This window comes from Frankia sp. CpI1-P (assembly GCF_001421075.1).
Taxonomy (GTDB): domain Bacteria; phylum Actinomycetota; class Actinomycetes; order Frankiales; family Frankiaceae; genus Frankia; species Frankia torreyi.
Genome location: NZ_LJJX01000004.1, coordinates 1 through 24363 on the forward strand (window position 1 = coordinate 1; position 24363 = coordinate 24363).

Annotated in this window: 13 protein-coding genes, 1 tRNA gene and 19 pseudogenes; 22 read left to right on the plus strand and 11 right to left on the minus strand. The window is 72.8% G+C overall.

The genetic code is table 11. The annotated features are described in order from the left end of the window. Positions 1 to 697: 697 nt before the first annotated feature. From FF86_RS64955 to FF86_RS64975, 5 genes and pseudogenes are all read left to right on the plus strand, one after another. A partial coding sequence (locus tag FF86_RS64955; protein ID WP_396229760.1) for a recombinase family protein occupies positions 698 to 1002 on the plus strand: 305 nt, incomplete at its 3' end. A gap of 1 nt (position 1003) precedes the next feature. Beyond that, a pseudogene (locus FF86_RS64960) lies at positions 1004 to 1430 on the plus strand (recombinase family protein); the annotation flags it as partial. A 1-nt stretch (position 1431) separates the two neighbouring features. Next, positions 1432 to 1533, plus strand: a pseudogene (locus tag FF86_RS64965) (hypothetical protein); the annotation flags it as partial. Between the two features lies 1 nt (position 1534). Continuing rightward, a pseudogene (locus FF86_RS64970) lies at positions 1535 to 1698 on the plus strand (zinc ribbon domain-containing protein); the annotation flags it as partial. Position 1699: 1 nt separating this feature from the next. Next, positions 1700 to 2254: pseudogene (locus FF86_RS64975) on the plus strand (hypothetical protein); the annotation flags it as partial. 239 nt (positions 2255 to 2493) lie between these two features. Here the strand turns inward: FF86_RS64975 and FF86_RS03710 are convergent. Continuing rightward, a tRNA-Ala gene (locus FF86_RS03710) sits at positions 2494 to 2567 on the minus strand. Between the two features lie 2061 nt (positions 2568 to 4628). Between FF86_RS03710 and FF86_RS39620 the strand changes: the two are divergent. The 4 genes and pseudogenes from FF86_RS39620 to FF86_RS39625 all read left to right on the plus strand — a co-directional run. Continuing rightward, positions 4629 to 4906 (plus strand): annotated as a pseudogene (locus tag FF86_RS39620) (phosphoribosyltransferase family protein); the annotation flags it as partial. Between the two features lies 1 nt (position 4907). Next, positions 4908 to 6118 (plus strand): annotated as a pseudogene (locus FF86_RS03720) (phosphoribosyltransferase family protein); the annotation flags it as partial. 120 nt (positions 6119 to 6238) lie between these two features. Then, positions 6239 to 6836, plus strand: a 598-nt coding sequence (locus FF86_RS03725) for a CBS domain-containing protein (protein WP_242418127.1), incomplete at its 3' end; no start/stop codon positions are given. A gap of 1 nt (position 6837) precedes the next feature. Further along, a pseudogene (locus tag FF86_RS39625) lies at positions 6838 to 7045 on the plus strand (DUF1918 domain-containing protein); the annotation flags it as partial. Between the two features lie 35 nt (positions 7046 to 7080). Here the strand turns inward: FF86_RS39625 and FF86_RS03730 are convergent. The 3 genes from FF86_RS03730 to FF86_RS03740 form a co-directional block, all read right to left on the minus strand. Then, the gene (locus tag FF86_RS03730; RefSeq protein WP_044883343.1) at positions 7081 to 7815 is read right to left on the minus strand and encodes an ABC transporter ATP-binding protein; all 735 of its coding nucleotides are present in this window, start codon (positions 7813 to 7815) and stop codon (positions 7081 to 7083) included. Then, positions 7812 to 8687: an ABC transporter permease gene (locus tag FF86_RS03735; protein WP_044883344.1), complete on the minus strand. Its 876-nt coding sequence runs from the start codon at positions 8685 to 8687 to the stop codon at positions 7812 to 7814. The genes FF86_RS03730 and FF86_RS03735 overlap by 4 nt, the downstream gene beginning before the upstream one ends. 312 nt (positions 8688 to 8999) lie before the next feature. Continuing rightward, positions 9000 to 9407: a molybdopterin-binding protein gene (locus FF86_RS03740; protein WP_044883345.1), complete on the minus strand. Its 408-nt coding sequence runs from the start codon at positions 9405 to 9407 to the stop codon at positions 9000 to 9002. A gap of 238 nt (positions 9408 to 9645) precedes the next feature. On the opposite strand from FF86_RS03740, the gene FF86_RS03745 reads away from it, so the two are divergent. From FF86_RS03745 to FF86_RS03760, 5 genes and pseudogenes are all read left to right on the plus strand, one after another. Further along, entirely contained in the window at positions 9646 to 10158 is a 513-nt protein-coding gene (locus FF86_RS03745) for an NUDIX hydrolase (protein ID WP_044883346.1), read from the plus strand. A 232-nt stretch (positions 10159 to 10390) separates the two neighbouring features. Continuing rightward, on the plus strand, positions 10391 to 11314 hold a 924-nt coding region (locus tag FF86_RS03750; RefSeq protein ID WP_242418128.1), incomplete at its 3' end, for a zinc-binding dehydrogenase. Between the two features lies 1 nt (position 11315). Next, a pseudogene (locus FF86_RS61825) lies at positions 11316 to 11371 on the plus strand (hypothetical protein); the annotation flags it as partial. Positions 11372 to 11604: 233 nt separating this feature from the next. Then, the gene (locus FF86_RS03755) at positions 11605 to 12852 is read left to right on the plus strand and encodes a winged helix-turn-helix domain-containing protein (RefSeq protein WP_242418175.1); all 1248 of its coding nucleotides are present in this window, start codon (positions 11605 to 11607) and stop codon (positions 12850 to 12852) included. A gap of 219 nt (positions 12853 to 13071) precedes the next feature. Then, positions 13072 to 13575, plus strand: coding sequence for a hypothetical protein (locus FF86_RS03760; protein WP_044883348.1), 504 nt, complete (start codon positions 13072 to 13074; stop codon positions 13573 to 13575). Positions 13576 to 13603: 28 nt separating this feature from the next. Here the strand turns inward: FF86_RS03760 and FF86_RS03765 are convergent, their stop codons facing one another. Both FF86_RS03765 and FF86_RS03770 read right to left on the minus strand, forming a co-directional pair. After that, on the minus strand, positions 13604 to 16114 hold the full coding sequence (locus FF86_RS03765; RefSeq protein ID WP_052680918.1) for a hypothetical protein: 2511 nt from the start codon (positions 16112 to 16114) through the stop codon (positions 13604 to 13606). Between the two features lie 87 nt (positions 16115 to 16201). Next, on the minus strand, positions 16202 to 16960 hold a 759-nt coding region (locus FF86_RS03770; RefSeq protein ID WP_242418129.1), incomplete at its 5' end, for a TetR/AcrR family transcriptional regulator. 187 nt (positions 16961 to 17147) lie between these two features. On the opposite strand from FF86_RS03770, the gene FF86_RS39630 reads away from it, so the two are divergent. From FF86_RS39630 to FF86_RS39640, 3 genes and pseudogenes are all read left to right on the plus strand, one after another. After that, positions 17148 to 17889 (plus strand): MFS transporter (locus tag FF86_RS39630; protein WP_242418130.1); only part of this gene is annotated, 742 nt, incomplete at its 3' end. A gap of 1 nt (position 17890) precedes the next feature. Continuing rightward, positions 17891 to 18293, plus strand: a pseudogene (locus FF86_RS39635) (MFS transporter); the annotation flags it as partial. Between the two features lies 1 nt (position 18294). Then, a pseudogene (locus tag FF86_RS39640) lies at positions 18295 to 18782 on the plus strand (MFS transporter); the annotation flags it as partial. Positions 18783 to 18900: 118 nt separating this feature from the next. Here the strand turns inward: FF86_RS39640 and FF86_RS03780 are convergent. Further along, entirely contained in the window at positions 18901 to 19776 is an 876-nt protein-coding gene (locus FF86_RS03780; protein WP_242418131.1) for an acyl-CoA thioesterase II, read from the minus strand. A gap of 505 nt (positions 19777 to 20281) precedes the next feature. Here FF86_RS03780 and FF86_RS39645 point away from each other — a divergent pair. The 5 pseudogenes from FF86_RS39645 to FF86_RS64985 all read left to right on the plus strand — a co-directional run. After that, a pseudogene (locus FF86_RS39645) lies at positions 20282 to 20390 on the plus strand (cysteine hydrolase); the annotation flags it as partial. 1 nt (position 20391) lies between these two features. Then, positions 20392 to 20646, plus strand: a pseudogene (locus tag FF86_RS39650) (cysteine hydrolase); the annotation flags it as partial. Position 20647: 1 nt separating this feature from the next. Further along, a pseudogene (locus tag FF86_RS39655) lies at positions 20648 to 21028 on the plus strand (cysteine hydrolase family protein); the annotation flags it as partial. 18 nt (positions 21029 to 21046) lie between these two features. Further along, positions 21047 to 21417, plus strand: a pseudogene (locus FF86_RS64980) (regulator); the annotation flags it as partial. 1 nt (position 21418) lies between these two features. After that, a pseudogene (locus tag FF86_RS64985) lies at positions 21419 to 22819 on the plus strand (regulator); the annotation flags it as partial. Positions 22820 to 23058: 239 nt separating this feature from the next. Here the strand turns inward: FF86_RS64985 and FF86_RS61830 are convergent. From FF86_RS61830 to FF86_RS39675, 4 pseudogenes are all read right to left on the minus strand, one after another. Continuing rightward, positions 23059 to 23217 (minus strand): annotated as a pseudogene (locus FF86_RS61830) (YceI family protein); the annotation flags it as partial. 22 nt (positions 23218 to 23239) lie between these two features. Continuing rightward, positions 23240 to 23419, minus strand: a pseudogene (locus FF86_RS39665) (YceI family protein); the annotation flags it as partial. 1 nt (position 23420) lies between these two features. Further along, positions 23421 to 23814: pseudogene (locus tag FF86_RS39670) on the minus strand (YceI family protein); the annotation flags it as partial. A gap of 103 nt (positions 23815 to 23917) precedes the next feature. Then, a pseudogene (locus FF86_RS39675) lies at positions 23918 to 24362 on the minus strand (glycoside hydrolase); the annotation flags it as partial. Position 24363 lies beyond the last annotated feature (1 nt).

A 24363-nucleotide genomic window follows, 5' to 3' on the forward strand; every position in this document is an offset into this window, starting at 1 on the left:
TATGACATCGTTGTGGATCTTCGTTGGCCGTTCGGTGCGTCGGGCGGGCGCGGCAGGTCGTGGCACGCGCCTCTCCTCGGCGACCGGCGTGCGTCGTCTTCTCGTGGTCGTGTCCGTCCCTGGAGAATCCACGAGGGTCGGGCGGAAACCCGGGTACACATGGCGCGGTGGATCACCTTAGCCGGCGGGCTATTCACTCTGTGTGACGGTAGCGGGATGTCCGCTACGGGGTAGCGGCGTCGCTGACGGGTGCGACGGCCTGTCCGCCGGTCTGAGCTGGGCGGACGGGTCGGGGTAGCCGTAGCGGCCGTGGGGTCGCTGTCGGGCGCGTGCCCGCGTGGAGCGGGGGCGACGTGCCGTGGCGCGGCTACCGCTGCCCGTGCGGACATCGGCATTCCTCGGATGATCCGGATCACGCGAGAGAAACGGGTATCGGCTCGTTGGANGCGGCACGCCGTGACAAGGTTCAGATCCTCGCCGAATATCAGCCGGAAATCAACTGCGATGACTTTGCCGCCGCGATAGTCGCCTGGGCGGACATCCTTGTCCNCGAAGGGTCGGAGAACGGTGCCGGGGGAATTCCATCGGCCCGTACAGGAGAATCCGAGAGGCTTGGTAACGACTCGGAGAGCCGGTTTTCGTAGGGTCACGTCGTGCTATCATGCCCGCGACGATCACCACGAGAAAGGGTGTGCCCATGCCCCCGAAACTCATCCCGGAATCCAATGTGCCGCTGTCCGCATCGTCTTCCCGACGACTGCGGGCGATCTTTTATCTTCGGGTGTCGACGAAGTCGCAGGTTCGCACCGACTACGATCCGGAAGGCATCTCGATTCCGGCGCAACGCGTCGCCTGCGGGGCGAAAGCCGAGACGTTGAATGCCGACATGGTGGGCGAATATGTCGAGCCGGGCGCCTCGGCGCACAAGAATCTCGAACGACGCGAAGCGTTCCGCGACATGATCGCCCGGATCGAGCGGGACCGAGACGTCGATATCGTGATNGTCTACCAGCTCAGCCGGTTTGCGCGGGACCGGTACGAGGATGCCGCTTTCACGCTGCGGCTGCGGAATCTCGGGGTTGTTCTCGTGTCCGCGACGGAGAACATCGACGAGACACCGGCCGGTGAACTCCTCCACGGCATGCTCGCCGTGATCAACCAGTATCAGTCTGCCGCCAGTGGGAAAGACATCAGCTACAAGATGCGGCAGAAAGCCGCGAACGGGGGCACCCCGGGACTTGCTCCGATCGGCTATCTCAACGTGCGGATCCGCAGTGAGGGACGGAACATCGCCGATGTCATCCTGGACGACGACCGGTGGCGACTCGTGCAATGGGCCTTCGAGCAGTTCGCCACGGGCGCATGGACGGTGGACAGCCTGACCGAGGAACTCAACCATCGTGGTCTGACCAACCGCGCCGCAGGGAAACNCCCGGAACGACCGCTACATTCCTCCCACGTTCACAAGATCCTGACGAACCGGTACTACGTCGGCGTTGTCACCTTCGACGGGGTCGAATATCCGAACGGCCGNCATCCCACCTTCGTCGCCGAAAGAACGTTCATCAGAGTGCAGGGGCTCCTGAAATCCCGTGCGACTGCTGGCGACAAGCCACAGAAGCACTTTCATCCATTGAAGGGAAGCCTGTTCTGTGGCTACTGCGGGTCGAAGTTCGGGATCACGAACGCGACCGGCCGNCACGGCGGAACCTACCCGTACTTCTACTGCCTCGGCCGGAAACCCGGAAAGTGCCGACAGCCCTACGTGATGATCGATGTGGTGGAACAGCTCGTGGCGGACTGGTGGCGCCGCGTCGAGATCACGTCACGGCAGAAGGCGCGGATTCGTGACATCGTGCTCGACGGTGCGCAATCCCTCGTGACGAACGGCAGCGAACAGGCCGATCGGCAGAAACGCCGCATCGGCGAACTCGAAGACGAACGGCGCTCATGCATGCGCGCCTACTACAACGGCGCCATCGGCGAGGAACTCCTGAAGGAGGAGCAGCAGCGGATCGACCGCGACCTTGGTAAGGCGCGCCATGCTCCGCGCCTGCGAAAGCGAATGGCAGTCGATCGGCGCGGTTCTCGACCGACTGTTGAGTCTGTGCGAGGACAGCCACGCCCTTTACACCACTGCCCCGGCACTCGTGAAACGCCAACTCAACCAAGCGGTTTTCAAACGCTTCTGGATCATCGACAAGGGAATCCACGGGGCGGACCTGTTCCCGCCGCTGGCCCAACTCCTCGGTGATGATCTTGCCGCACTGCTGAGTCAGGAGATCCAAGATCTGATCAAGGCTCAGAACGCCACAGACCAGCCGGAAAGCCCAGACCTACATATCCCCACCAAGGGCGCACCTACGGTTGTCCACGATGACACCAGACCCCGTAGCGGGCATGCGAAAGCGCCGCTCGGCATCTATCCGAACGGCGCAACGCCCTATCAGCTCAAGAGAGGGGAAGATCATGTTTCGAACTTCACCACTCTTGTGGAGGTGAGGGGACTCGAACCCCTGGCCTCCTCCGTGCGAGGGAGGCGCTCTACCAGGCTGAGCTACACCCCCTGGAAGTAACCGAAGCTTACAGGATGGNGGGGGCTGTGTGACGACCACCCCCGTCCGGAGTGCATCGCCATCCGTCCGCCAGCTCGCGGGGCGAGGTCAGCCGATCCGGACCGTGCGGTCGCTGTGGGCCTCGGAGCGGGCCTCGTCGCGCCTCTCGGAGCGGGCGGCGGGGAGGGCCACCTCGGTGAGGTCCGCGCGGCGGCCGGGGTGTTCCGCGGCGCCGACTGTGACGGCGGTGCCGGCCCGGCNCGGGGTGCTTGGGCGCCGGGCCGGGGAGCCTGTGCGGGCAGGCGCCACGCCGGCGCCGACGGGACGATCGGGGGTGGTGGCCCAGCCGCCCTGGCCCCGGATGCCGAGGGCCTCCTGCGCTCCGGAGCCGACGAGGGTCGCGAGGAGGTGGTCGAACAGGTAGGCGGCGGCGGTCGGTCGCAGCAGGCCCGCCTCGTGGCGGGACCAGCCCCACGCGCGGGCGCCGTCGACGACGAGTTCCTGGTCCGGCCCGGCGTCCCCGGGGAAGGCCAGTCGCGCGTCGGCGGTCGGCGGTGGGCCGTCGAGGGGGCGGTGGGCCCACAGTTGCAGGGCCTCCTCGGGGCACCATCCCTCGTCCCGGACGGCTACCTGCCACGCCGCCCGACCGGGCCGGTACANGGCGAGCCGGACGGACGTGCCCCGGCAACGGAAGTGCAGGCCGACTCCGTCCGGGCGGACGCCTCGTATCTCGACCGGCACCGCGGAGCTGCCCGGGCAGACGAGGTATCCCTCGTCCCGCAGACGGGCCATCCACGCCTTGAAGGACACGGCGGATGCTGCCTTCCTGATCGATACGCACGTCGGGGGACTCCCACCGGAGGATCGGCGAACTGCCGGCCGGACCTGGGGCCGGGACATCGCGCGCGGCAGGCCACCGGCGAGCCGATCCGAAGCCGGATCGGTCGCCGTGGCCTGCGGCATGTCGCGAATCCTCGGCAGACGTCGGCAAACGCCGGATGCCCGCGTTCGGCGGGAGATGACGGAGCGGTGCCTCTCGCCACTGCGACCGGAGGTGGCGGTCCGTGGGCGCTGCCGGCTCGTTGCGGGGCCGGTGACCGGGACGACGGACGATCAGCGGGGGTCGGCCCGCCGGTCAGGATGGTCTTGCGCCCAGGTTCGATGCACCGAACTCCGAGGCCCCTCGCACCCGGGCCGGCCCCGAAACTATCGGGCCGACCGGCTCGTCACGCTGGCGGCGAGCCTCAGTGGGCGCGAGGGCTGGGACAACACGGACAGCTCCCGGGACGACAGACCACTCGCCACCCCCGGTGAGGGGCGGCGCCGTGCTGCAAACGGAGCGTCACCTCTCCATTATGCATGGGGGCCGATTCGGGTGCCGACGCGCAGACACCCGGCGGGCGGTTCGGGGCTGACCGGGACGAGGCCGGCCGCGATGGTCCGGCGGCCGTGCCGGGCGTCTCCCAGTGGTCCTCCCGTAACAGCTCCCGTGAGGCATCCCGTCGGCCCGGCGAGTTCAGGCCAGGCGGTGGGGGCGGCGCGGGCGCACGCCTGTCCGCGCAGTTCCGGCGCGTGCCGCGTCCCCGCGATCCGGCGACCAGCCGCGGCCGGCGGTCAGCGGTCGGCGGCCGGCTGCGGCGGCCGGCCAGGGCGGCCAGGGCGGACCGGGCCTGGTCGCTGGCCGCGGTGGATCGGGCACGGCCGATCGCACGGTCGACCCACGCGAGGGGGTTCCCCCATGCCAGCCTGGCAAGGCGGCCGGCGTTTGGCGCCTGTCCGGCGGCCACCGCGCTCGGCGGGACCGAGACCCCGGGGCCGGACCGAGGCCGGGACCGGACCGAGACCCCGGGACCGGTCGGCCGGATGGTCCGACCAGGGGATACCGGGTTGGTAGCGGTGCTCCGCGGGCATCGGGCTCGGTGGGGCCCGATCGGGCGGTGCGGATGTGGCCCAGGGCGGATCGAACCTGGCCTTCCCGGGAATCACGACGGNACAGACGTCCAGTCGGAACGAGGGACGGTGAGACGGTCGTGATCTTCAACACTCGGGTGGAGGCGGGCCGGCAGCTCGGCNCACGGCTGGCCCACCTGCGCGGCCAGGATGTCGTCGTCGTGGGGCTGCCCCGCGGCGGGGTCCCGGTCGGGTACGAGGTGGCGCGGGCCCTGGATGCGCCACTGGACGTGATCCTTGTCCGCAAGATCGGTGTGCCGTTCCAGCCCGAGCTCGCCATGGGCGCGATCGCCGAGGGCGGGGTGCGGGTCGTCAACGAGGAGACCCTGCGGCTGGCCAACGTCGGTCCGGGCGCGTTCGCCGAGGTCGAGGCGCGGGAGGCGGCCGAGTTGGAGCGGCGCNCCCGGCGCTTCCGGGACGGCCGGCCGCGGATCCCCCTCGCCGGCCGCACGGTGGTCATCGTCGACGACGGGATCGCGACCGGTTCGACGGCGCTGGCCGCCTGCCGGGTCGTCCGGGCCCAGGGGGCGGAGCGGGTCGTGCTCGCCACCCCCGTCGCCGCCCGTGACCGCGTCGACTGGCTGCGCCGGCAGGCCGACGAGGTGATCTGCGTCCAGGAGCCGGCGAGCTTCTTCGGCATCGGCGAGTTCTACGCCGACTTCGATCAGACACCGGACGAAGAGGTCACCGATCTGCTGCGCCGGGCCGCTGCCCGCCGTCCGGGGGGCGCGACCGGAAATCGCGATGCCGATCCGGTGGAGGACGCCCGTGCGGAGGCCGCCCGCGTGGAGGGTGCCCGAGCGGAGAACGCCTGCGGGGAGGCCGCCCGAGCGGAGGGTGCCCGCGGGGAGACCGCCCGAGCGGAGACCGCCTGCGGAGAGACCGCCCGAGCGGAGGGTGCCCCAGCGGAGGGTGCCTGTGACGGTGGGGGGCCCGGGACGGGCCGGGTCGTGGAGGTGTCGATTCCGGCGGATCTGGTGCGGCTCGCCGGGCGGCTGAGCGTGCCCCCGCAGCCGGGCGGGGTGGTCGTCTTCGCGCACGGCAGCGGCAGCAGCCGCATCAGCCCGCGTAACCGCTTCGTCGCCGACACCCTGGCGTCCGCGGGGCTCGCCACGCTGCTGTTCGATCTGCTGACCCCGGACGAGGAGCGCGACGTCGGGAACGTGTTCGACATCGGGCTGCTCGCCCGGCGCCTGCTTGCCGCGACCGCCTGGCTGCGGGAGGTGTCCGCGACCGCCGCCCTACCGCTGGGCTACTTCGGCGCGAGCACCGGCGCCGCGGCGGCGCTGTCCGCCGCGGCCGAGGCCGCCCAGCAACCCGCCTTCGACGTCGCCGCCGTCGTCTCCCGGGGCGGGCGGCCGGACCTGGCCTGGGATGCGCTGCCGGCGGTGCGGGCGCCGACCCTGCTCGTCGTCGGCGGGCTCGATGAACAGGTCCTCGAGCTGAACCGGCGGGCGCGGGAGCGGCTCACCGGCTGCGCGAGTCGCCTGGAGATCGTGCCGGGCGCGACGCATCTCTTCAGCGAGCCGGGCGCGCTGGAGCGGGTGGCCGCGCTCGCCCGGGACTGGTTCGTCGACCACCTCACCCTGCTGGGCCACGCACACCAGGTCTGACCGACCTCGTTCGTCAAGCACCTTTGCGTAATCGTGTGCGTGCTCCCCGAAATGGGGGAACGACGTCAAGGGGAGCGCATGGCCCACCCGGGCGGGGCGTCGGGCGGAGAGGGGCTAGGCATGGCCTACATCGGTTCGGTGGTCAGCGGGCCGCCGGTGACCGTGGCGAGAGCCACCACGATCAGCGAGGCGGCCCGGAAGATGGGGCGAACGGGCGTCGGCGCGCTGCTCGTCGTCGACGATGACCGGCAGGCGGCGGAGCGGCAGGTCGATGACCGGCAGGCGGGGGAGCGGCAGGTCGGGGATCGACTGGTCGGCATCGTGACCGACCGTGACATCGTCCTGCGCGGGGTGGCGCGGGGGATCGGGCCGGACGGCCGGATCGACGCGCTGATGACGACCGAGGTCATCACCGTGCCCGCCGGCATGGGCGTCGAACGGGCCTACGAGATCTTCCGGGATCACGCGATTCGGCGGCTGCCGGTGCTGGACGGCCGGCGCATCGTCGGCCTGGTCTCCGTCGACGATCTGCTGATCCGCAGCGAGCGGGAGATCGCGGACCTGGTGCATCCGCTGTGCGAGGAGACGTTCGCCCCGCACCGCGAGGCGGCGGCGCCGGTCGTGACGGAACGAGTGACGACCACGACCACGACCACCACGGCGGCCGTCCGCATGGCCGATTTCGCCGCGCCCGCCCGTCGACGGACCGCGCTGCACGNGCACCCCGGAGACACCCTGGTGGTTCACAGCCACGTACCCAGGGCACCGGACCGGCTCGGGGAGATCTTCGAGGCCCGGACGGACGCGGGTGACCCGCCGTTCGCTGTGCGCTGGTCAGACACCGGGCATGTCAGCTTCGTGTACCCCGGCCCGGACGCGGAGATCCGCCGTGGCGGCGAGCGGGCGGTCGCGGACAGCACCCGCTAGGGTCACGAGCTCGCCGACCGGCACCCGCCGCGGGGTCAGGCCGCGGTGTCCACCACGTGGCCGCCCTCGAAGGCGATCGTGCGGTCGGCGAGGACCTCGGCGTCGGTCGGGTCGTGCGTGACGATCAGTACGGGTGCGGACAGCGTCGGCAGGACCGTGCGCAGGAACGCCCGGACCTCCCCCCGGGTGGTGGTGTCCAGTGCGGCCAGCGGCTCGTCGAGCAGCAGCAGGCGAGGCTCCGTGGCCAGCGCGCGGGCGAGCGCCACCCGTTGGCTCTGGCCGCCGGACAGAGCCCCGGGGCGGCGGTCGCCGAGCTCGCCGATCCCGAACCGCTCCAGCCACGAATCCGCCCGTTCGCGCGCGTGCCGGCGGCCCTGGCCGAGGCGGGCCCGCACCCCGAACGCCACGTTGTCGCGGGCGCGCAGGTGCGGGAACAGCAGGTAGTCCTGGAACACGACGCCCACCGGGCGGCGCTCGGACGGGACGAAGCGGTGTTGCGTGGGGTCGTCGAGGACCTGTCCGGCCAGCGTGATCCGTCCCTCGTCGAGCGGGAGCAGCCCGGCCAGCGTGCGCAGCAGGGTGCTCTTGCCGGCACCGCTGCGGCCGAGAACGGCGACCGTCTCCCCCCGGGCGACCTGGACGTCGACGGCGAGGACGAACTGGCCGCGGCGCACCGTCACGCGGGCATCGAGGCCGCCCGTCTCCGACGCCGGTTCGGGCCCGGGCTTGGACGGGTCGGACTGCGTGCTCCCCGGCGTGCCGGCGCTCACCCGAGTCCTCCCTCAGGGCCGACGGCCACCGGTGTCGGGCGGGATGCCCGGCCCCGTAGCAGCCGCCGGGCGCCCGGGAACCACCGCGCGCGCAGCGCCACCAGCACCGCGACGCAGACGGCGAGCAGGACGAGGGACAGCGCGATGGCGGCGTCGGTGTCCGTCTCCAGCGCCAGGTAGACGGCCAGTGGCATCGTCGTGGTGGTGCCGGGGAAGTTGCCGGCGAAGGTGATCGTCGCGCCGAACTCGCCGAGGGCGCGGGCCCAGCACAACGCGGCCCCGGCGGCGACGGCGGGCGCGACCAGCGGGACGGTCACCCGGCGGAACGTGGTCCAGGGGCCCGCGCCGAGGGTGGCGGCGGCGTCCTCGAAGCGGCGATCGGCGCTGTTCAGCGCGCCCTCGACCGAGACGACGAGGAAGGGCATCGCCACGAAGGTCTGCGCGATCACCACTCCGGCGGTGGTGAAGGGCAGGGTGATCCCGAACCAGTCGTCCAGGCGCTGCCCGACAATGCCGCGCCGGCCCAGGGCCAGCAGCAGCGCCACGCCGCCGACGACGGGCGGCAGCACCAGCGGCAGCGTGACCAGCGCCCGTAGCAGGGAGCGACCCGGGAACCTGGTCCGGGCCAGCAGCCAGGCGAGCGGAATGCCGAACACCAGCGACAACGCCGTCGCCGCGGTGGCGGTCTCCAACGACAGCAACAGTGCCTCGCGGACGCTGTGCTTGGTGATCAGATCGGGTAGCCCGGACCAGGGGGCCCGGACGAGCAGGCCGACGAGCGGCAGGAGCAGGAACAACGCGGCGACCGCCCCGGGCACCCACAGCGCCCACGGCGCCCGGCGGCGGGTCTCCCGGCGGGCGGTACGGCCCATCGCCCGCGGGCGGGGTCGCCGGTCCGGATCGCGATCCAGGCCGCGATCCGGACCGGCTACCAGGCTCTCCGGTGCGCCCGCGGAGCCGCCCCTCGACCGGTTTCGCGCGCGCAGTGCTAGCCGCCAACCGGTCACGGCCCGCTGCGCCGGAGCGGCCCACGGGAGCGAGGCATCGCCTGGACTCGTCATCGCCGGCGGGGCCCCTCTCCCTGGTGACTCTGGTGATCCGTTGCAGCACAGGTGATCCGTTGCGGAGCAGGTGAGTGATCCGTTGCAGAGCGGGCCACCCGCGGGACCCGGGCCGCCGGACGGTCAGCGGCGGTCGGGCATCTCGATGACGACGTTGGTCGACTTCACCGCGCCGACCGCGAGGACGCCGGGTTCGAGCCCGAGCTCGTCGGCGGCCTCCCGGCTCATCAGGGAGACCAGCCGGTGCGGGCCGGCCTGGATCTCGACCTGGGCCATCACCGTGTCCCGGGTGACCCGGGTGATGATCCCGGGGAATCGGTTGCGGGCGGACTCGGCGACGACGGGCGTCGCTGTACTGGTCTGGTCTCCTGCCATATCCTTGGCGAACTCGGCCAGGTTGGCGCCCTCGATCGCTCGGCGACCGGCGTCGTCCAGGACGGTAGGCAGTCGGCCGCTGTCCGCCCATCGGCGGATGGTGTCGTCGCTGACACCGAGCAGCGCTGCCGCCTCACTGATCCGGAATCTCGGCATGCTTGTGATGGTAGCCCGGTAGCTTCGGCGAGTTCGACGCGCATAACCCGAATTTGCGGTGATTTTGGCGGCGTTTCTTCCGCTTACGCGGAGCTCCTCCGGTGCGGCGGGGTCGGCCCGTTCGTGGCCTCGGCCGGCCCGTCCCCGGCGGGATGACCGGTTGGCGCCCAAGCATCCGCCCCGACGGGGCACCATGCGGATGTTGCCCCGTCCGCCGATCCCCGTCCCTGGAGCGCCCGTGACACCGTCCGCTCGCCCGTTAGCCACCGCCACCGCCAGCACCGCCGACGGCCCGGCCGTCGACCCCACGGATCCGGTCGCGGCGCCGGTGCGGATCAACGTCCGCGCGCTGCTGGTCGAGGGTGACCGGATCCTGCTCGCCAACGAACGCGGCCAGACGTGGTTCCACCTGCTCGGTGGCCGGGTCGAGGCCGGGGAGACGGTGCAGGGGGCGTTGCGCCGCCTGCTCGATGAGCAGGCCGGCATCGAACTCGACCATCTCACGTTCGCCGGCTGCCTCGAGGGAACTGCGATCGAGCGCGGAGAGCGGGTCCGGGTGCTTGACGTCGTCTTCGCGGTCGACCGGTCCTGGGCCGGCGAGTTCGGCACCAGGCTCGACGACCTGGACATCGTCTCGGCGTCCCTCGTGAGCCTCCCCGACCTGGATCTGCGCCCCGCCACCCTGCGCCAGCTCATCCCCGAGTGGCTGCTGCACGCCCGACCGGCCTGGTACGGGGCGAGCGGCCGCTGACCGCCGAGGCGTGGCCGACCGCCGAGGCATGGCCGACCGCAAGGCGTGGCCGGCATCACGGCGTGGTTGACCGCAAGGCGTGGTCGGTCTCACCGAGTAGGTGACCTCGCGGCGTGGTTGACCTCAATCCGACTTCAGGTTCTAGCGTTCGGTCACGGGCCGGCGCCGCCTCGTGGGCACATCGGCGCGGCCCGTGGCCACCCGGCCCCGACCGCGACCTGGAGGACGGATCATGTACGCAGTCCGGCTGCACGAGTTCGGCCCGGCGGGCAATCTCCGCTACGAGCAGGTCGACGATCCGGTGCCGGCGGCCGGCCAGGTGCGCGTCGCGGTGGCCGCGGCCGGCGTTCACCTGGTCGACACCATCCTGCGGCAGGGCTCGGCCGGTGGCCCGTTCCAGCGCCCCGAGCTGCCGACCATCCCAGGGCGGGAGGTCGCCGGCACGGTCGACGCCGTCGGGCCGGGCGTCGACGAGGGGTGGCTCGGCCGGCGTGTCGTCGCCCATCTCGGCCTGACCGGCCAGGGATACGCCCAGCTTGCCGTCCGCGAGGTGGACAGCATCCATCCCATCCCGCCCGGCCTCGACGCCCCCGCCGCCGTGGCGATGATCGGCACCGGTCGCACCACGATCGGCATCCTCGACGTCGCCGAGCTGACCGCCGAGGACGTCGTCCTGATCACCGCCGCGGCCGGCGGCATCGGCAGCCTGCTCGTCCAGGCGGCCCGCGGCGTCGGGGCGACCGCCGTCGCCATCGCCGGGGGAGCCGCGAAGGTCGCCGCGGCGCGCCGCCTCGGCGCCGACATCGCCGTCGACTACACCCTCCCCGACTGGCCGGACGCCGTCCGGGCCGCCCTCGACGGCCGCACCGTGACCGTGACGCTGGACGGGGTGGGTGGCGCCGCCGGCCGCGCCGCCCTGGAGCTGATCGGACCGGCCGGCCGTTACTACACGTTCGGCTGGTCGGCCGGGTCGCCCACCGCCATCACCACCGAGGACGTGACGGAACGTGGCCTGCTGGTCGCCTCCGTCCTCGGCCCGCGGATGTTCCGCCGGCCCGGTGGGCTGGCGGCGCTGGAGGAGGCCGCGCTCGCCGCCGCGGCCGCCGGCACCCTGGTACCAGCCGTGCAGACCTTCCCGCTGGCCGAGGCGGCGGCCNCCCATGCCGCCCTGGAAACCCGCGCGACGACCGGCAAGGTCGTCCTGATCCCCTGATCCCCACCGAGCCCCCCTGAGCCCCGGGCGGAGCGGGCGGGGATCGTAGTGTTGCGGTGGTNGCGGTTCGAGGGACGGGCGACGCGCTGGTGCTGCTGACCGGATCCCAGGCGCGCCGGGCGGCCCTCGCGGCTCAGGGGCTGGCTCGTCCACGGCCGACCGGCCGGCTCGATCGTCGGCACCTGCGGGCCCTGTTCGCCCAGGTCGGGGTCGTGCAGATCGACTCGGTGAACGTGCTGGCCCGGGCGCACTACCTTCCCGGCTGGTCGCGGTTGGGACCGTACTCTCGGGAGATGTTCGACCGGCTCGTCCAGGTCGAGCGGTACGCCTACGAGTACTGGGCGCACGAGGCCTCGCTCGTCCCGGTCGCCTGGGAGCCGCTGTTCCGCTGGCGGGCGGCGGCGGCGCTGGCCGGCGAGGGCCTGTGGCGGGGGGTCGCCGCGTTCGGCCGGGAGCGCGCCGACTACGTGGCCGACGCGCTGGCCCAGGTCCGTGACCGCGGCCCGCTCGCCGCCGCCGACCTGGCCGAACCCGGCCGCGGCGGTGGGGGCTGGTGGGGATGGGCGGACGGCAAGCGGGCCCTGGAGTACCTCATGTGGACGGGCCAACTCTGCGTCGCCGGCCGCCGCGCATCCTTCGAACGGCTCTACGACCTGCCGGAGCGAGTGATCCCACCGGCCGTTCTCGGCCTGCCGACCCCCGACCCGCACGAGGCCGTCCGGATCCTGCTCGGCCACGCCGCCGACCGCCTCGGGGTGGCGACCGCAGGTGACCTCGCCGACTACTTCCGGCTGCCCGCCGCGGTGGCGAGGCCCCGCCTCGCCGAGGTGGTGGAGAACGGGGAGCTGGTGGAGGTGGGGGTGGCCGGCTGGTCCGGGCGGGCGTACGCCCGCCCGGAGCTCACCGTCGCCCGCCGGGCCGCCGCTCGTGCCCTGCTGTCCCCCTTCGACCCGCTGGTCTGGGAACGTGCCCGCACCCGTCGCCTGTTCGGGATGGATCTGGTCCTGGAGCTCTACACACCCGCGCCGAAGCGGCGGTACGGCTACTACGTACTGCCTTTCCTGCTCGGGGATCGACTCGCGGCCCGGGTCGACCTCAAGGCAGACCGGGCGGCGAGGGTCCTGCGGGTCGCGGCGGCCTGGCACGAACCCGATCCCGGCTCGGACATCCCGGCCCCGCGCCGTTCGGTTCGGCCAGGTCGGGCAGGTCAGCCGTCGGTCGTCGCGGCCGGTCGGGATCTGGCCGGTCGGGATCTGGCCGGTCGGGATCTGGCCGGTCGGGATCTGGGCGGTTCGGATCCGGCCGGCTCAGCGTCGGACGGTCCGGATCCGGGCAGTCCGGCGACGGTCGCCGGCGAGCTCGCCGCCGAACTCGCCGCGCTCGCCGGCTGGCTGGGCCTCGACCGTATCGAGGTCGTCGCGAACGGGACGTTGGCCCCCGCACTGACCCGAGCGGTCGCGGCCCTCGGCGCGGCCGGCTGAGCGCGCCGGTCCACCCGGCGGCTTTGGCAGCGCGCCTTTGGGATCACGGCTTTGGGATCACGGCTTTGGCAGCGTGGCTTTGGCCGCGCGGCCTTGGGAGCGCGGCCGGCGCCGCTACTTTGCAAGAGTGGCCCTCGATGCCGATGCCGATGCCGATGCCGACCGGCGCGAACCGGTTCGCGGACTGCTCACGCGGCCGTCGCCGGGAGGGGTGACGGTGTGGTCGTCGTCGGCGTGACGGGCCACCGGGGGCTCACCGGGGATCAGGCCCGCTACGTGGCCGCGCAGGCGCGCCGGCTGCTCACGCCCCTCGCCGACGCCGGTTTCGCCGGGATGACCTGCCTCGCCGAGGGCGCGGACACCATCGTCGCCGACGTCGTGCTCGCTCTCGGCGGCCGGCTGATCTCCGTGATCCCGGCGGACGGGTACCGCGACTTCCAACCCGCCGCGCATCGCCGGGACTTCGACCGCCTGCTGCGCTGCTCCGCCGAGGTTCGTCGGCAGGACCGCCCGACCCCGGACCTGGCCAGCCTGATGGCGGCGAGCCGGGTTCTCGTCGACGCCTCAGACCGGATCATCGCGGTCTGGGACGGTCTGCCGGCCCGCGGCTACGGGGGTACGGCTGACGTCGTCGATTACGCCCGGCTACGGCGCCGGCCCGTAGAGATCATCTGGCCGGCTGGTGCCGTGCGTCGCTCGGCGAGACCCGACGCCGAGGACTGACAGCGCCGGCCAGCCGGCGGCCGGACCGTCAGCGGGGAGTGAGCGGGACGATGCCCACCTGGACCGGGGTGAGACCGCTCTTGGGCGCGGCCGAGGTGCCGGCGGTCCCCGCGGCCGGAGGCTGCGCCTGGGCTGGGGCCTGTGCCTGGGCTGGAGCCTGCGCCTGGGTCTGGGTCTGGGTGCGCGCCGGCGCCTGGCTCTGACTCTGCGGTTGGCTCTGACTCTGCGGCTGGCTCTGGGCCTGGGTTCGGGGGGGTGCTTGCTGGGCCTGGGCCGGCCGGGCAGCCGGGGCCGCACCGCCGCTCGCGGCCGGCAGCCCCGCCGCGGCGGCCACGGGCGCCGCCGGAACGCGGTCCGTGCCGGCCGTGCCCGGCGTGATCGTGCCGGGCTGCCCCGTCGGTGCGGTGACCCGGGACGCCGGAGGCTGCGCGGCGGGCCGTTCGGTCGGCGTGAGGGGGGTGACGAGGAGCCCCTGGGGCGCCTGGACGGCCGGGTTCGGGGCGCTCACCGGGGCCTGCCCGGCGCCTTGCGCGGGATGACGATCGGCCGAGACCAGTGGCGCGCCAGCCGCACCGGCGTCCCCGGCACGGCTGGCCGCGGCGAGCCGCAACGTGTGCAGCGCGAAATCCTCGGCGGCGAGATCCTCCTGCTGCTCGTACTCGGTCGGGGCGAGCGCCGCCCCGCCGCCGGGGCTGGTCGGGGCGCCGGTGGCCGCGTCGCCGGGATCGGTCGGGGCGGCGGGATCGGTGGAGTCCGTGGAGTCGGCGGAGCCCGCCGGCGCGGGCGCCGCGGACGGGTGCGCCGGCGCCGGCGCGACCCGGTCTGCGGACCGGCTCCCGGCCGTGCCGTCCCCGGCGCGATTCTCGTGCAGGGGGGCCTGCGCGCCGGTGGTCACGTCGTCGCTGGAGCCACCCAGCCCCGCGGCGGTCGCGGCCGCCGCGACCGCGGCCGCCGCCGCCACCGCGAGCACGGCGACCGGGCGGGCCCGGGGACGGCGCCGACGCTCCTCCTCCGGGTCCGGCGAGTTCGGTGGCAACCGCCGCACCCCCGCCGCGGCCGCCGAACGTTCGGACGGGGTGGACTGGCCGCCCACCGTGGCGCCCTGGCCGGGCGGGAGGATCAGCGTCGGGTGCGTGCGGCTGGCACTCTGCTCCGAGCGGTCTGCCGCGGCGGACCGGCGGGGGCCGGGCCCCGCCGGCCGCTGCGACGGCGTCGGCGGCGGGGGGAGCACCGGCGGCGGTGGCAGGGTCGGCAACGGGGGCAGCGTGAGGCTGACCTCGGGTAGGTGGGGCAGGTCCGGTAGGCCGCCCCCGGCCGCGTCTCCCCGCCGTCCGGCATCCTCCCGCCGTCCGGCATCCTCCCGCCGTCCGGCATCCCCTCGCCGCTCGGCGGAGCGGGCTCGTCCGAACGGGTCGGCCCGCCTGATCGCCCGGCCGAGGCCGTTCCCGGCGCCGCGACCGTCCCCGCCACTGGTCTGCGTGTCGCTACTGGTCTGCGTGCCGCTACGAGTCTGCGTGCCCCCGTGGCTGGTCGCGCGGGCGGTGCTGTGGCGACCACCGCTGGCCGGCCTGACCTCCCCACTCCCACCGTCGGAGCGGGACGGCGGCGGAGTGAGTCGCGCGGTGACGGCCTGCTGGCGGGAGATCGCGCGGGAGCGGTCGCGCCCGGCGCGACCCGAACGAGGGCGTGGACCGGCAAGCAGGGCCAGTAGTTCGGAGACGTCGGGCAACGAGGCACCGTCGGCCTGTCGCACCCGGGCCAGCGCGCGGGCCACCCCGGGGCTGGTCGGGCTGTCCTGCTCGGGCCGTTGCGCGCGCCGCCAGCCGCCGCGGCCCGCCGGCTCCACCGAACCGGACGCCTTGCCCGTGGCGGCCAGGTCGACGATGCCGGCCCAGGCCACGATGTCGGCGGCCGGCCCGTCCCAGCCGCCCGCCGCCGGCCCGTAGCCGTACCCGGGCACGTAGCCGCCGCCGGCCGCAGGCACGGTCGCGGCCCCCTGCCCGGCGGCGGCCGTGGACAGTAGCAGCGGGCGCAGGGCGGCGGCGATCCCCAGGTCGACCAGGCGAGGACCGACGACGGACAGGACGACGTCCGTGGCCGTCAGGTCGCCCAGGGCGCCGACCGTGTGGTGGGCCGCGTCGATGGTTTCGAGCAGGGTGCGGGCGAGCCGGTCGATCTCGTCGGCGGACAGCGGTCCCCGCTCGGTGAGCTCGCGCGCCAGGGTCGGCCCGCCGACGAACTCGGTGACCACGTATGGGCGGTCCGCGTCGGGCGCGGCGTCGAGCACGCCGCAGGTGTGCGGACCGGACAGCACGCTGGCCCGGTCGACGGCCGCCGCGAAACGGGCCCGCATGTCGGCGCGCAGGGCGTCGCCCGGATGCAGCGCACGGATCGCCACCTGGCCGCCGCCCGGCGCCCGGCCCAGGTAGACGATGCCCGTGATGCCCGCGTCGAGGCGGCCGAGCAGCGGATAAGGCCCGAGCGCCGAGGATTCGCCGGCGGCGAGCGGTGCGACGTGGCGAGGTAGTCGAGCGGTCATGGTGGGTGCCCCGAATGCGACTCGCGGATGGCCGGCGGCGTGCGACCTCTCCGACGGTAGCTACTCAGGTCGTGTCCGTGAAGGCCGCTACGCCCCCTTCTTCGGATGCATCCGGGTCGTGGCCGCCGTGCCCACGAGGTCCGGGGTCGGCGTGGCCGCCTCGACGGGGCGCGGGGGCGCCGGCCGGGCGCCCGGATGAGCGGCCTCGATCCCGTCGAGCAGCCAGCCCAGGGCCTGCTCGAAGCGGGGCGTCAACAGCCGGCAGCCGGCCGTCCGCAGCGACTGCAGCCGGGGCAGCTCCTCGGCGGCGACGATCGCGTCGAAACCCGGTTGCGGTTCCAGCATCGGCGCAGGATCATCGTTATGGTCGCCCGCGGGTTCGTCCGGGTCGCGGTACGCCTGGCCGCTGAGCTCCCGCAGCGTGCAGCCGACGACCAGATCGCTGACGGAGTGGATGATCCGCAACTGCTCGTCCGGATCGTCGGTGATGCGCGACGCGACGGTGAGGTACTGCTCGAGGTAGCGCAGCTTGTTGGGGCCGAGCGCGGGGCGGACCGCGACGCCCAGCGCCCACGGGTGGCGCTGGAAGGACTGCCTGATCCGCCGGGCGATCTCGGTCAGCGCCGTGCGCCAGTCGGCGGGGATGTCGTCGAGCAGGTGCCCGCCGAGAAACTCGTTCCACATCAGGTCGAGGAGCTCGTCCTTGTCGCGCACGTGGTAGTAGAGCGTCATCGTCCCGACGCCCAGGCTCGCGGCGAGCCGGCGCATCGACACGGCCGCCAACCCCTCGGCGTCGGCGAGCTCGATGGCCGCCAGCGCGAGCCGCTCGGGGCTCAGGCTGGACCGNCACCCCGGTGGGGGACCCTGTCCCGCCCGGCGCCTCCCGCCCGGCCCGACGGCCGGTTCCGTCGGCGCGGCCATGACCTCGTCACCTCCGAACACGCAGCCGAACAGCAGTTTTTGCCGTTGGTACATCGTACGGCGTAGGGTGGCCCCTAGTCCTCGTACGGTGTACGACGGCTGCTAGGAGGGGATGTTGGGAATGGCACATTCGGAGGGAACAGGCGCAAGCGGCGTCGGCGGTCCCGATCAGGTGGCGGCGGGGGTGCCCGGGGGCACCGCGTCCGTCGAGGCCTCCGTCGGGGGTGGTCGGGGCGCGGCCGGTTCGGCGCCGCCGGCCCCCCGGGCGAAGTGGGCCGTGCTGGCGGTGTGCTGCCTGGCCCAGTTCATGGTGGTGCTCGACATCTCGATCGTGAACGTCGCGCTGCCGGCGATGCAGACCGATCTCGGCATGTCGGCCGGCGGTCTGCAGTGGGTGGTGAACGCCTACACCCTCGCCTTCGCCGGGCTGCTGCTGTTCGGCGGCCGGGCGGCGGACTTGTTCGGTCGGCGCCGGGTCTTCGTGTTCGGGCTGGGGCTGTTCACGCTGGCGAGCCTCGCCGGTGGCCTCGCCCAGTCCGAGACGCAGCTCATCATCGCCCGGGCGGTGCAGGGTCTCGGCGGCGCCGTGCTGGCCCCGGCGACGTTGAGCCTGCTGATGACCTCGTTCGCGGAGGGCCGGGAGCGGACCAGGGCGCTCGGCGCCTGGGGTGCCACGGCGGCCAGCGGCGGTGCCTTCGGAACGGTCGTCGGCGGGATCCTCACCGACGTCGCCGACTGGCGGTGGGTGCTGTTCGTCAACGTGCCGATCGGGGTGGCGCTCGTGGCCGCAGCCCGCGTGGTGCTCGTGGAGTCGCGGGGGCAGGTCAGCCGCCTGCGCGACCTCGACGCGCCGGNCACGCTGACCGTGACGGGCGGCCTGGTTCTGCTGGTCTACGCGATCGTCCGCACGGAGACCTCCTCCTGGGGCTCGCCGGTGACGATCGGGTTGCTGGTCGGTGCGGTCGTGCTCCTCGGTGCCTTCGTCGCGATCGAGGCCACCACGGCCAATCCGCTGGTGCCGCTGAACATCTTCCGCTATCCGGGGATCGCGGTCGCCAACGTGGTCGCGGCGCTCCTCGGCGCGGCGATGTTCGCGGTGTTCTTCTTCCTCACCCTGTTCCTGCAGCGGGTCGAGGACTACAGCCCGCTGCGGGCGGGGCTGTCGATGCTGCCGATGCCACTGATGATCATTTTGGCGTCGCAGCTCGTCACGCGGACGATCGGTCGGCTCGGCCCACGGCCGATCATCATCTTCGGCNCCGCCGTGGGCTCGTCGGGCCTGCTGTGGCTGTCGGCGATCACGGTGGGCGGCTCGTACTGGACGCATGTGTTCGGCCCGCTCGCGGTAATGGGCTTCGGCATGGGAACCACGATGGTCTCGATGGTCTCCGCGGCCACCGCGGGTGTGCCGATGCGGCTCGCCGGGCTCGCCTCCGGGCTTATCAACACCGGGCGGCAGATCGGGGCGGCCGTCGGTCTCGCCGCCGTGACGACGATCGCCACGCATCACACCGACAGTCGGCTCCGCCATGGGATCGCGCCGCCCGAGGCGCTGACCTCCGGGTACTCGCTCGGCCTGTTCATCAGCGGCTGCGTCTTCGCCGTGGGAGTCCCTGTGGCGTTCCTGCTGCCGCGGCTGCGCCGGCCCGAGCCGGCTGCCGCCGGGCCGCCGGCACCGGCCCAGCTCGCCGACGCCCAGCTCGCCGACGCCGACGAGCAGGCAGTCGCCCACACCGCCGAGATCTGACCTCGGGTCGAGCTGCCTGGTCTTTCCAGAGGGATGGACCGGACACGGAACCCTCTGGAAAGACCAGGAACTCCGACGCCCCGCCGCGGCGGGGCGTCGGAGCCGGCGGGACGTGACGTCAGGGGCGGGCCGAGCGCAGCAGTCCGACGACCTCGGCGGCGGCCCGCTGCACCCCGTCCGGGCCGAAGATCTCGATGCGGCCGACCGCGCGGCCGTGACCGGCGTGCACCGTGCGGACCTGGAACAGGTGCCAGTCCCGGACGTCCAGGTCATCGAGGAACGTGACGGTCTGGGACAGCACCGCTGCGGCGACCTGCGGCCGTTCTCCGGGCAGGGGCGGGATCCCCGCGGCCGCGAGCAGATCAGCCAGAGGTAGCAACTCGCAGGAATGTGCCAGCAGGGCCCGCCAGATCGTCGGGTCCTCGCCCGCGTCGGGGATCCGCTGCCACTGGTCGAGCCGGTGCGGCTCCGCCCGCGGCAGCACCCTGACCTCCCACGGCATCATCGGCCGATCCGGGCGCGGCAGCCCCGCCTCCGGCCCCGGCAGGTCCACTCGGCTCGTCTGCACGCTGAGGAAGTCGGCCTCCGCGGCCCGCAGCATCACGTCCGCCCGGCAGATGTGCAGCGAGCCCTGCCGGAAGGACAGCGCCAGCGCGTCGATCGAACCGCCGTGCGCGAGACGTTCGACGTCGACCCAGAGCGGCTGCCGGCAGTCCCCGGGGCGGGAGAAGATCGTGTGCAGCGAGTGCACCGTCTTGCCCGGCGCCATGCGTTCCGCGAGGACGATCTGCTGACCGAGCAACTGCGCACCGAGGATCCCGCCGTGCGCGCTCACCAGACATCGGGCCGGCACCGGAGGGACGTCCCCGCCCAGGTCCAGCACCGCCAGCAGGTCGCTCAGCGTAAGCCTGCCAGGCGCCGGGGCGTTGACCGGTACCAGCGACTTGGGCCGTGCGGATTCCGAACCGTCCCGCTGGGGATCGATGGTCTCCACGGACCGTCCACCCACATCGCACCCCTTCTCTCGCGACGGCCGACGGCCGGTGNCGCGAGGGACGCGATCGCTGCGCGCCGCGGCTCGGCGCGGGCAGGTGACCGGTCGCCGCGCCTGCCGACGGTCCGTCGCGCGTGGATCACGACTCCGCCCGGCGCGGAGCCTCGCGGGCCAATATCGACCCGTTCGGCGCTGTGAGTGGCTCGCAGTGGCGTACGCCACGTCCCCACGAACCGCCGACCAGCACAAAAGCCGCTAAACGCCAGATCGACCGTTCTCATGATCTGTATACGAATTCGGATACGGGACGGGATACAGAGTTTATCGACGCGTTACGTGCCGGGCGGTGATCTGAAACGACACCCCCTGACCCTCGTCTCCAGACCCGACGGGGGAGGCACCGGACGACCGGGCCGGGCGTGGCGAGCTCCCTCGACGCACTCCAGACGCGCGGATCCGACCTGCGCGGACCCGAAACCCGTGGACTCCGATGGCGAGAGCTGGCATGAGCGAAACCGCAACGACCCCGACCGCGCCCCTGACCGTGAGCGCCCGACCGTACGACTTCACCTTCGACCCCGCAACCACCGCACTCGTCGTCATCGACATGCAGCNCGACTTCCTCGAACCGGGTGGCTTCGGGGAGAGCCTCGGCAACGATGTCAGCCAACTGCGCAGCACGATCGAACCGCTGCAGGCCGTGCTGGCGGCCGTGCGGGCCGCGGGGCTGACCGTCATCCACACCCGCGAGGGCCACCTGCCCGACCTGTCCGACCTCCCGCCGGCGAAGCTGCACCGCGGCGACGCCGCGCTGCGCATCGGCGACCTCGGTCCCAAGGGCCGCATCCTCATCCGGGGTGAGTACGGGCANGACATCATCGACGAGCTCGCGCCGGTCGACGGCGAGTACGTCATCGACAAGCCCGGCAAGGGTGCCTTCTACGCCACCGCCTTCGGCGACGTCCTCGCCGAGAAGGGGATCACCAGCCTCGTCGTCGCCGGGGTGACGACCGAGGTCTGCGTGCACACGACCGTCCGCGAGGCCAACGACCGCGGCTTCGAGTGCCTGGTGCTCAGTGACTGCGTGGGCTCCTACTTCCCCGAGTTCCAGCGGATGGCGCTGGAGATGGTCGCCGCCCAGGGCGGGATCTTCGGCTGGGTCGCCCCCTCCGCCGACTTCCTCGCCGCGCTCGCCTCCTCGGCCCCCGCGGCCGACTCCACCGTGCCCGCACCCGCCGTCACGGCCTCCTGAAAGAGGACGGGTCCCACCATGGTCAAGATCGGGAATCGGCCTGCGTCGTCCGCGCCGGCCCTGCCCTACTGGACGAAGGGCGACACCAACGCCTTCTTCGGCCTGGGCGTCAACGTGCTGGTCAACGTCATCGTCCTGAGCTCGCTGTGCCTGTTCGTCGTCAACATCCCCTCCGCCGACGTCTTCGGCGCGATCCTGCCCGCGCTCGGGATCGCGATGCTGCTCGGCAACCTGTTCTACGCCTACCTGGGTCGCCGGCTGGCGGCGAAGGAGGGCCGTGACGACGTCACGGCGATGCCGTACGGGCCGAGCGTCCCGCACATGTTCATCGTCGTGTTCGTCATCATGCTGCCGATCTACCTGAAGACGAAGAACCCGGTCGAGGCGTGNCAGGCCGGCCTCGCCTGGGCATTCATCATCGGCATCATCGTCGTGATCGGTGCGTTCGTCGGGCCGATGATCCGCAAGTACGCGCCGCGGGCGGCCATGCTCGGCACGCTGGCCGGCATCTCGATCGCGTTCATCTCCATGCGGCCCGCCGCGCAGATGTGGGACGCCGCCTGGATCGCGCTGCCCGTCTTCGGCCTGCTGCTCGTCGGCCTGCTCACCGACCTGAAGCTGCCGTGGAACCTGCCGATCGGCGCGGTCGCGCTGGCGCTGGGCACCGCCATCGGCTGGATCGGCGGGTTCATGGACACCCCGGCGGTGTCGGAGGCGGCCAAGGACATCGCGGTGTCGCTGCCGACCTTCCACTTCGACAAGCTGTTCCACGGCCTGTCCGACATCTCGCCGCTGCTGGCCACGGCCATCCCGCTCGGCGTCTACAACTTCACCGAGGGCATGTCCAACGTGGAGAGCGCCGCGTCCGCCGGGGACAACTACAACCTGCGGCCGATCCTGCTCGCCGACGGCTTCGGCGCCATCATCGGCTCGGCGCTCGGCTCGCCGTTCCCGCCCGCCGTCTACATCGGCCACCCGGGCTGGAAGGCCGCCGGTGGTCGCACCGGCTACTCCCTGGCCACCGGCATCGTCATCGCGGTCCTGTGCTTCCTCGGCCTGTTCGGCCTGCTCAACGCCGTGCTACCGCTGCCGGCGATCGTGCCGATCCTGCTCTACATCGGGCTGCTCATCGGCGCCCAGGCCTTCCAGGCCTCGCCGAAGGCGCACGGCGCCGCCGTCATCGCCGCGATCATCCCGAACATCGCCTCCTGGGCGGCCGGGCAGATCGACAACACGGTGACGACAGCCGTCGGCGTGGCGTCGAAGCTGAACCCGGCGGTCAACCTGAACGTCACCGACGCCGACCTCGAGGGCAACAGCGTGCTGCTGCATGGCCTGCACCTGCTCGGGGACGGCGCGGTGTTGGCCGGCCTGGTGCTCGGCTCCATCGTCGCGTTCATCATCGACAAACGGTTCATCTCGGCCGCGATCGCCTCGGCCGCCGGTGCGGTGTTGTCCTTCGTGGGGCTGATCCACGCGGAGAAGGTCGAGTGGGACGCGGGCGGCGGCCAGGTTGCCCTGGGGTACCTGTTCCTCACGCTGGTCTGCGTGGCCTGGGCGCTGACCAGGCCCGCACCGCGGGTACCGGACGCCGAGGAGATCGCGCTGGAGCGGGAGCACGGCATCCCGTCGCAGACGCGGCGGAGCACTCCCGACGAGGCCTCGCCGGCCGCCGACGCCGCCCGCCCGCCCGTCGCGGACCCGGTCTCGGCCCCGGACACCCCGGCCAGCACCTCGGCGACCGGCCCCAAGCCGACGACCTCGGCACCTGCGGGCGCCGGAACCGTCTGACCGGTCGCCTCAGCGAGGGGCGGATCTTCGCCACGCCGCCCGAGGCGCAGCCTTCGCCGCGCCGCCGGTCACCCACCCCGACCGGCGGCGCGGTTCTCGTTCGTGACCGGTGACGCGCATGCCGTACGGTCCGGTCGACGTGTGGCGGCCTGGTTGCATTACGCAACTTTGCCCTTCCGAAGCGCTTCGTGTCCGTTTCGTCTCTCTGGAAGGGCAGGGGAAGGGCAGGGGAGGGGCGGTCAGGGGCTGGCGGTGGTGGCGGGGGCCGCGGCGGAGCGGGTGAAGATCAGGGAGACCTCCATGATCCCGTGATCCTCCGTGGAGACGCCGGGGAAGCTCGGGTTCGGGACGTCGTAGTCGGCGAAGACGATCGGGAGCTGGCCGACGGTACGGATCGANGTGCCGTCCCAGCGGGACTGNAGCGTCATCGTGACCCGCCTGGTCTTGCCCCGCAGGGTCAGGTCACCCTTCGCCGTGACGGCCCGGGTGGTCTTCGAGTCGGTGGGGACGGCGCCGATGTCGACCGGTTCGGCGAGGGTGAAGGTGGCGGTCGGGAAGGTGTCCGTGTCCATGATCCGGCCGCGGAACTGGCTGTCCCGGNGGCTCTCGTCGCTGGTCACCGTGGCCATCTGCACGGTGAAGGACGCCTTCGAGGCCCGCGAGCCGTCGATGGTGAGCGAGCCGGACACCTGCTTCGTCCGCCCCGCCGCCGTCGTGTCCTGGCCGAACAGGTTCTCCTTCACTCGGTAGCCGACCTCCGAGCCCGGCGCGATCGCCCAGGAGCCGGCCAGCGAGCCGGTCGGCGCCACCGTCTCGCTGCCGCCCGGCTGGGCCAGGGAGAACTCCTCCGGGGCGTCTTTCTTGATCACGTTGATGTAGAGGGCGGTGCCGCCGACGACCAGGATCGCCAGCACCACGACGGCGCCGATCAGGACGACGAGCAGCCGCGGCCGCCGACGTCGGGGCCGCGGGCCCGGTGCCTCGGGTTCGGTCATCGGAAGATCGTCCCTCTCGACGTGGGGGCTCGGAGACGGGCGTCGCCGAGGTTCGTTGCTGTTAGTTGTCCAGACAACGATGTTGAGAGGGTCATTGTGCCTGTCACCCGCCGGCGGCCGTCCCCGGGCCGGCGTGAGCGCCGCTGTCGGCGGCGTCCTGCTCGCGGGCGTGGTCGCCACGGTCACGGGTCTCGTGGCGGCGGGTCTCGTGGTCACGGGTCTCGTGGCGACGGGTCTCGTGGTCGCGCGGGTGGGAGCCGTGCTGCTCGGGCGGGCGGACTCGGCCCTGGGTGAGCGACTTGACCTGTACGGACAGCCCGTCGTCGCGCACCCGCAGGGGGACCACGACGAACCGCCCGGTCGGCAGGTAGGCGCCCGCCGGCGGTGAGTCCCAGCCGTGCAGGCCCAGCCACCAGCGATGACGGGAGTCGGTGAAGGCGTGGGCGCCTCCGGGGCCGAAGCCGACCTTCCCACCCGTCAGCATCGGCTTCGGTGCCGGGCGGCAGGGCCCGAGCGGGCCGGTGCACGACGCGCTGGCCACCACCTGGN

Excerpts from the sequence above, each read along its gene's own strand:
- FF86_RS03740 (WP_044883345.1), bottom strand. The coding sequence starts at position 9,407 with ATGCCGAGATTCCGGATCAGTGAGGCGGCAGCGCTGCTCGGTGTCAGC.
- FF86_RS03735 (WP_044883344.1), bottom strand. The coding sequence starts at position 8,687 with ATGGGCCGTACCGCCCGCCGGGAGACCCGCCGCCGGGCGCCGTGGGCG.
- FF86_RS03765 (WP_052680918.1), bottom strand. The coding sequence starts at position 16,114 with ATGACCGCTCGACTACCTCGCCACGTCGCACCGCTCGCCGCCGGCGAA.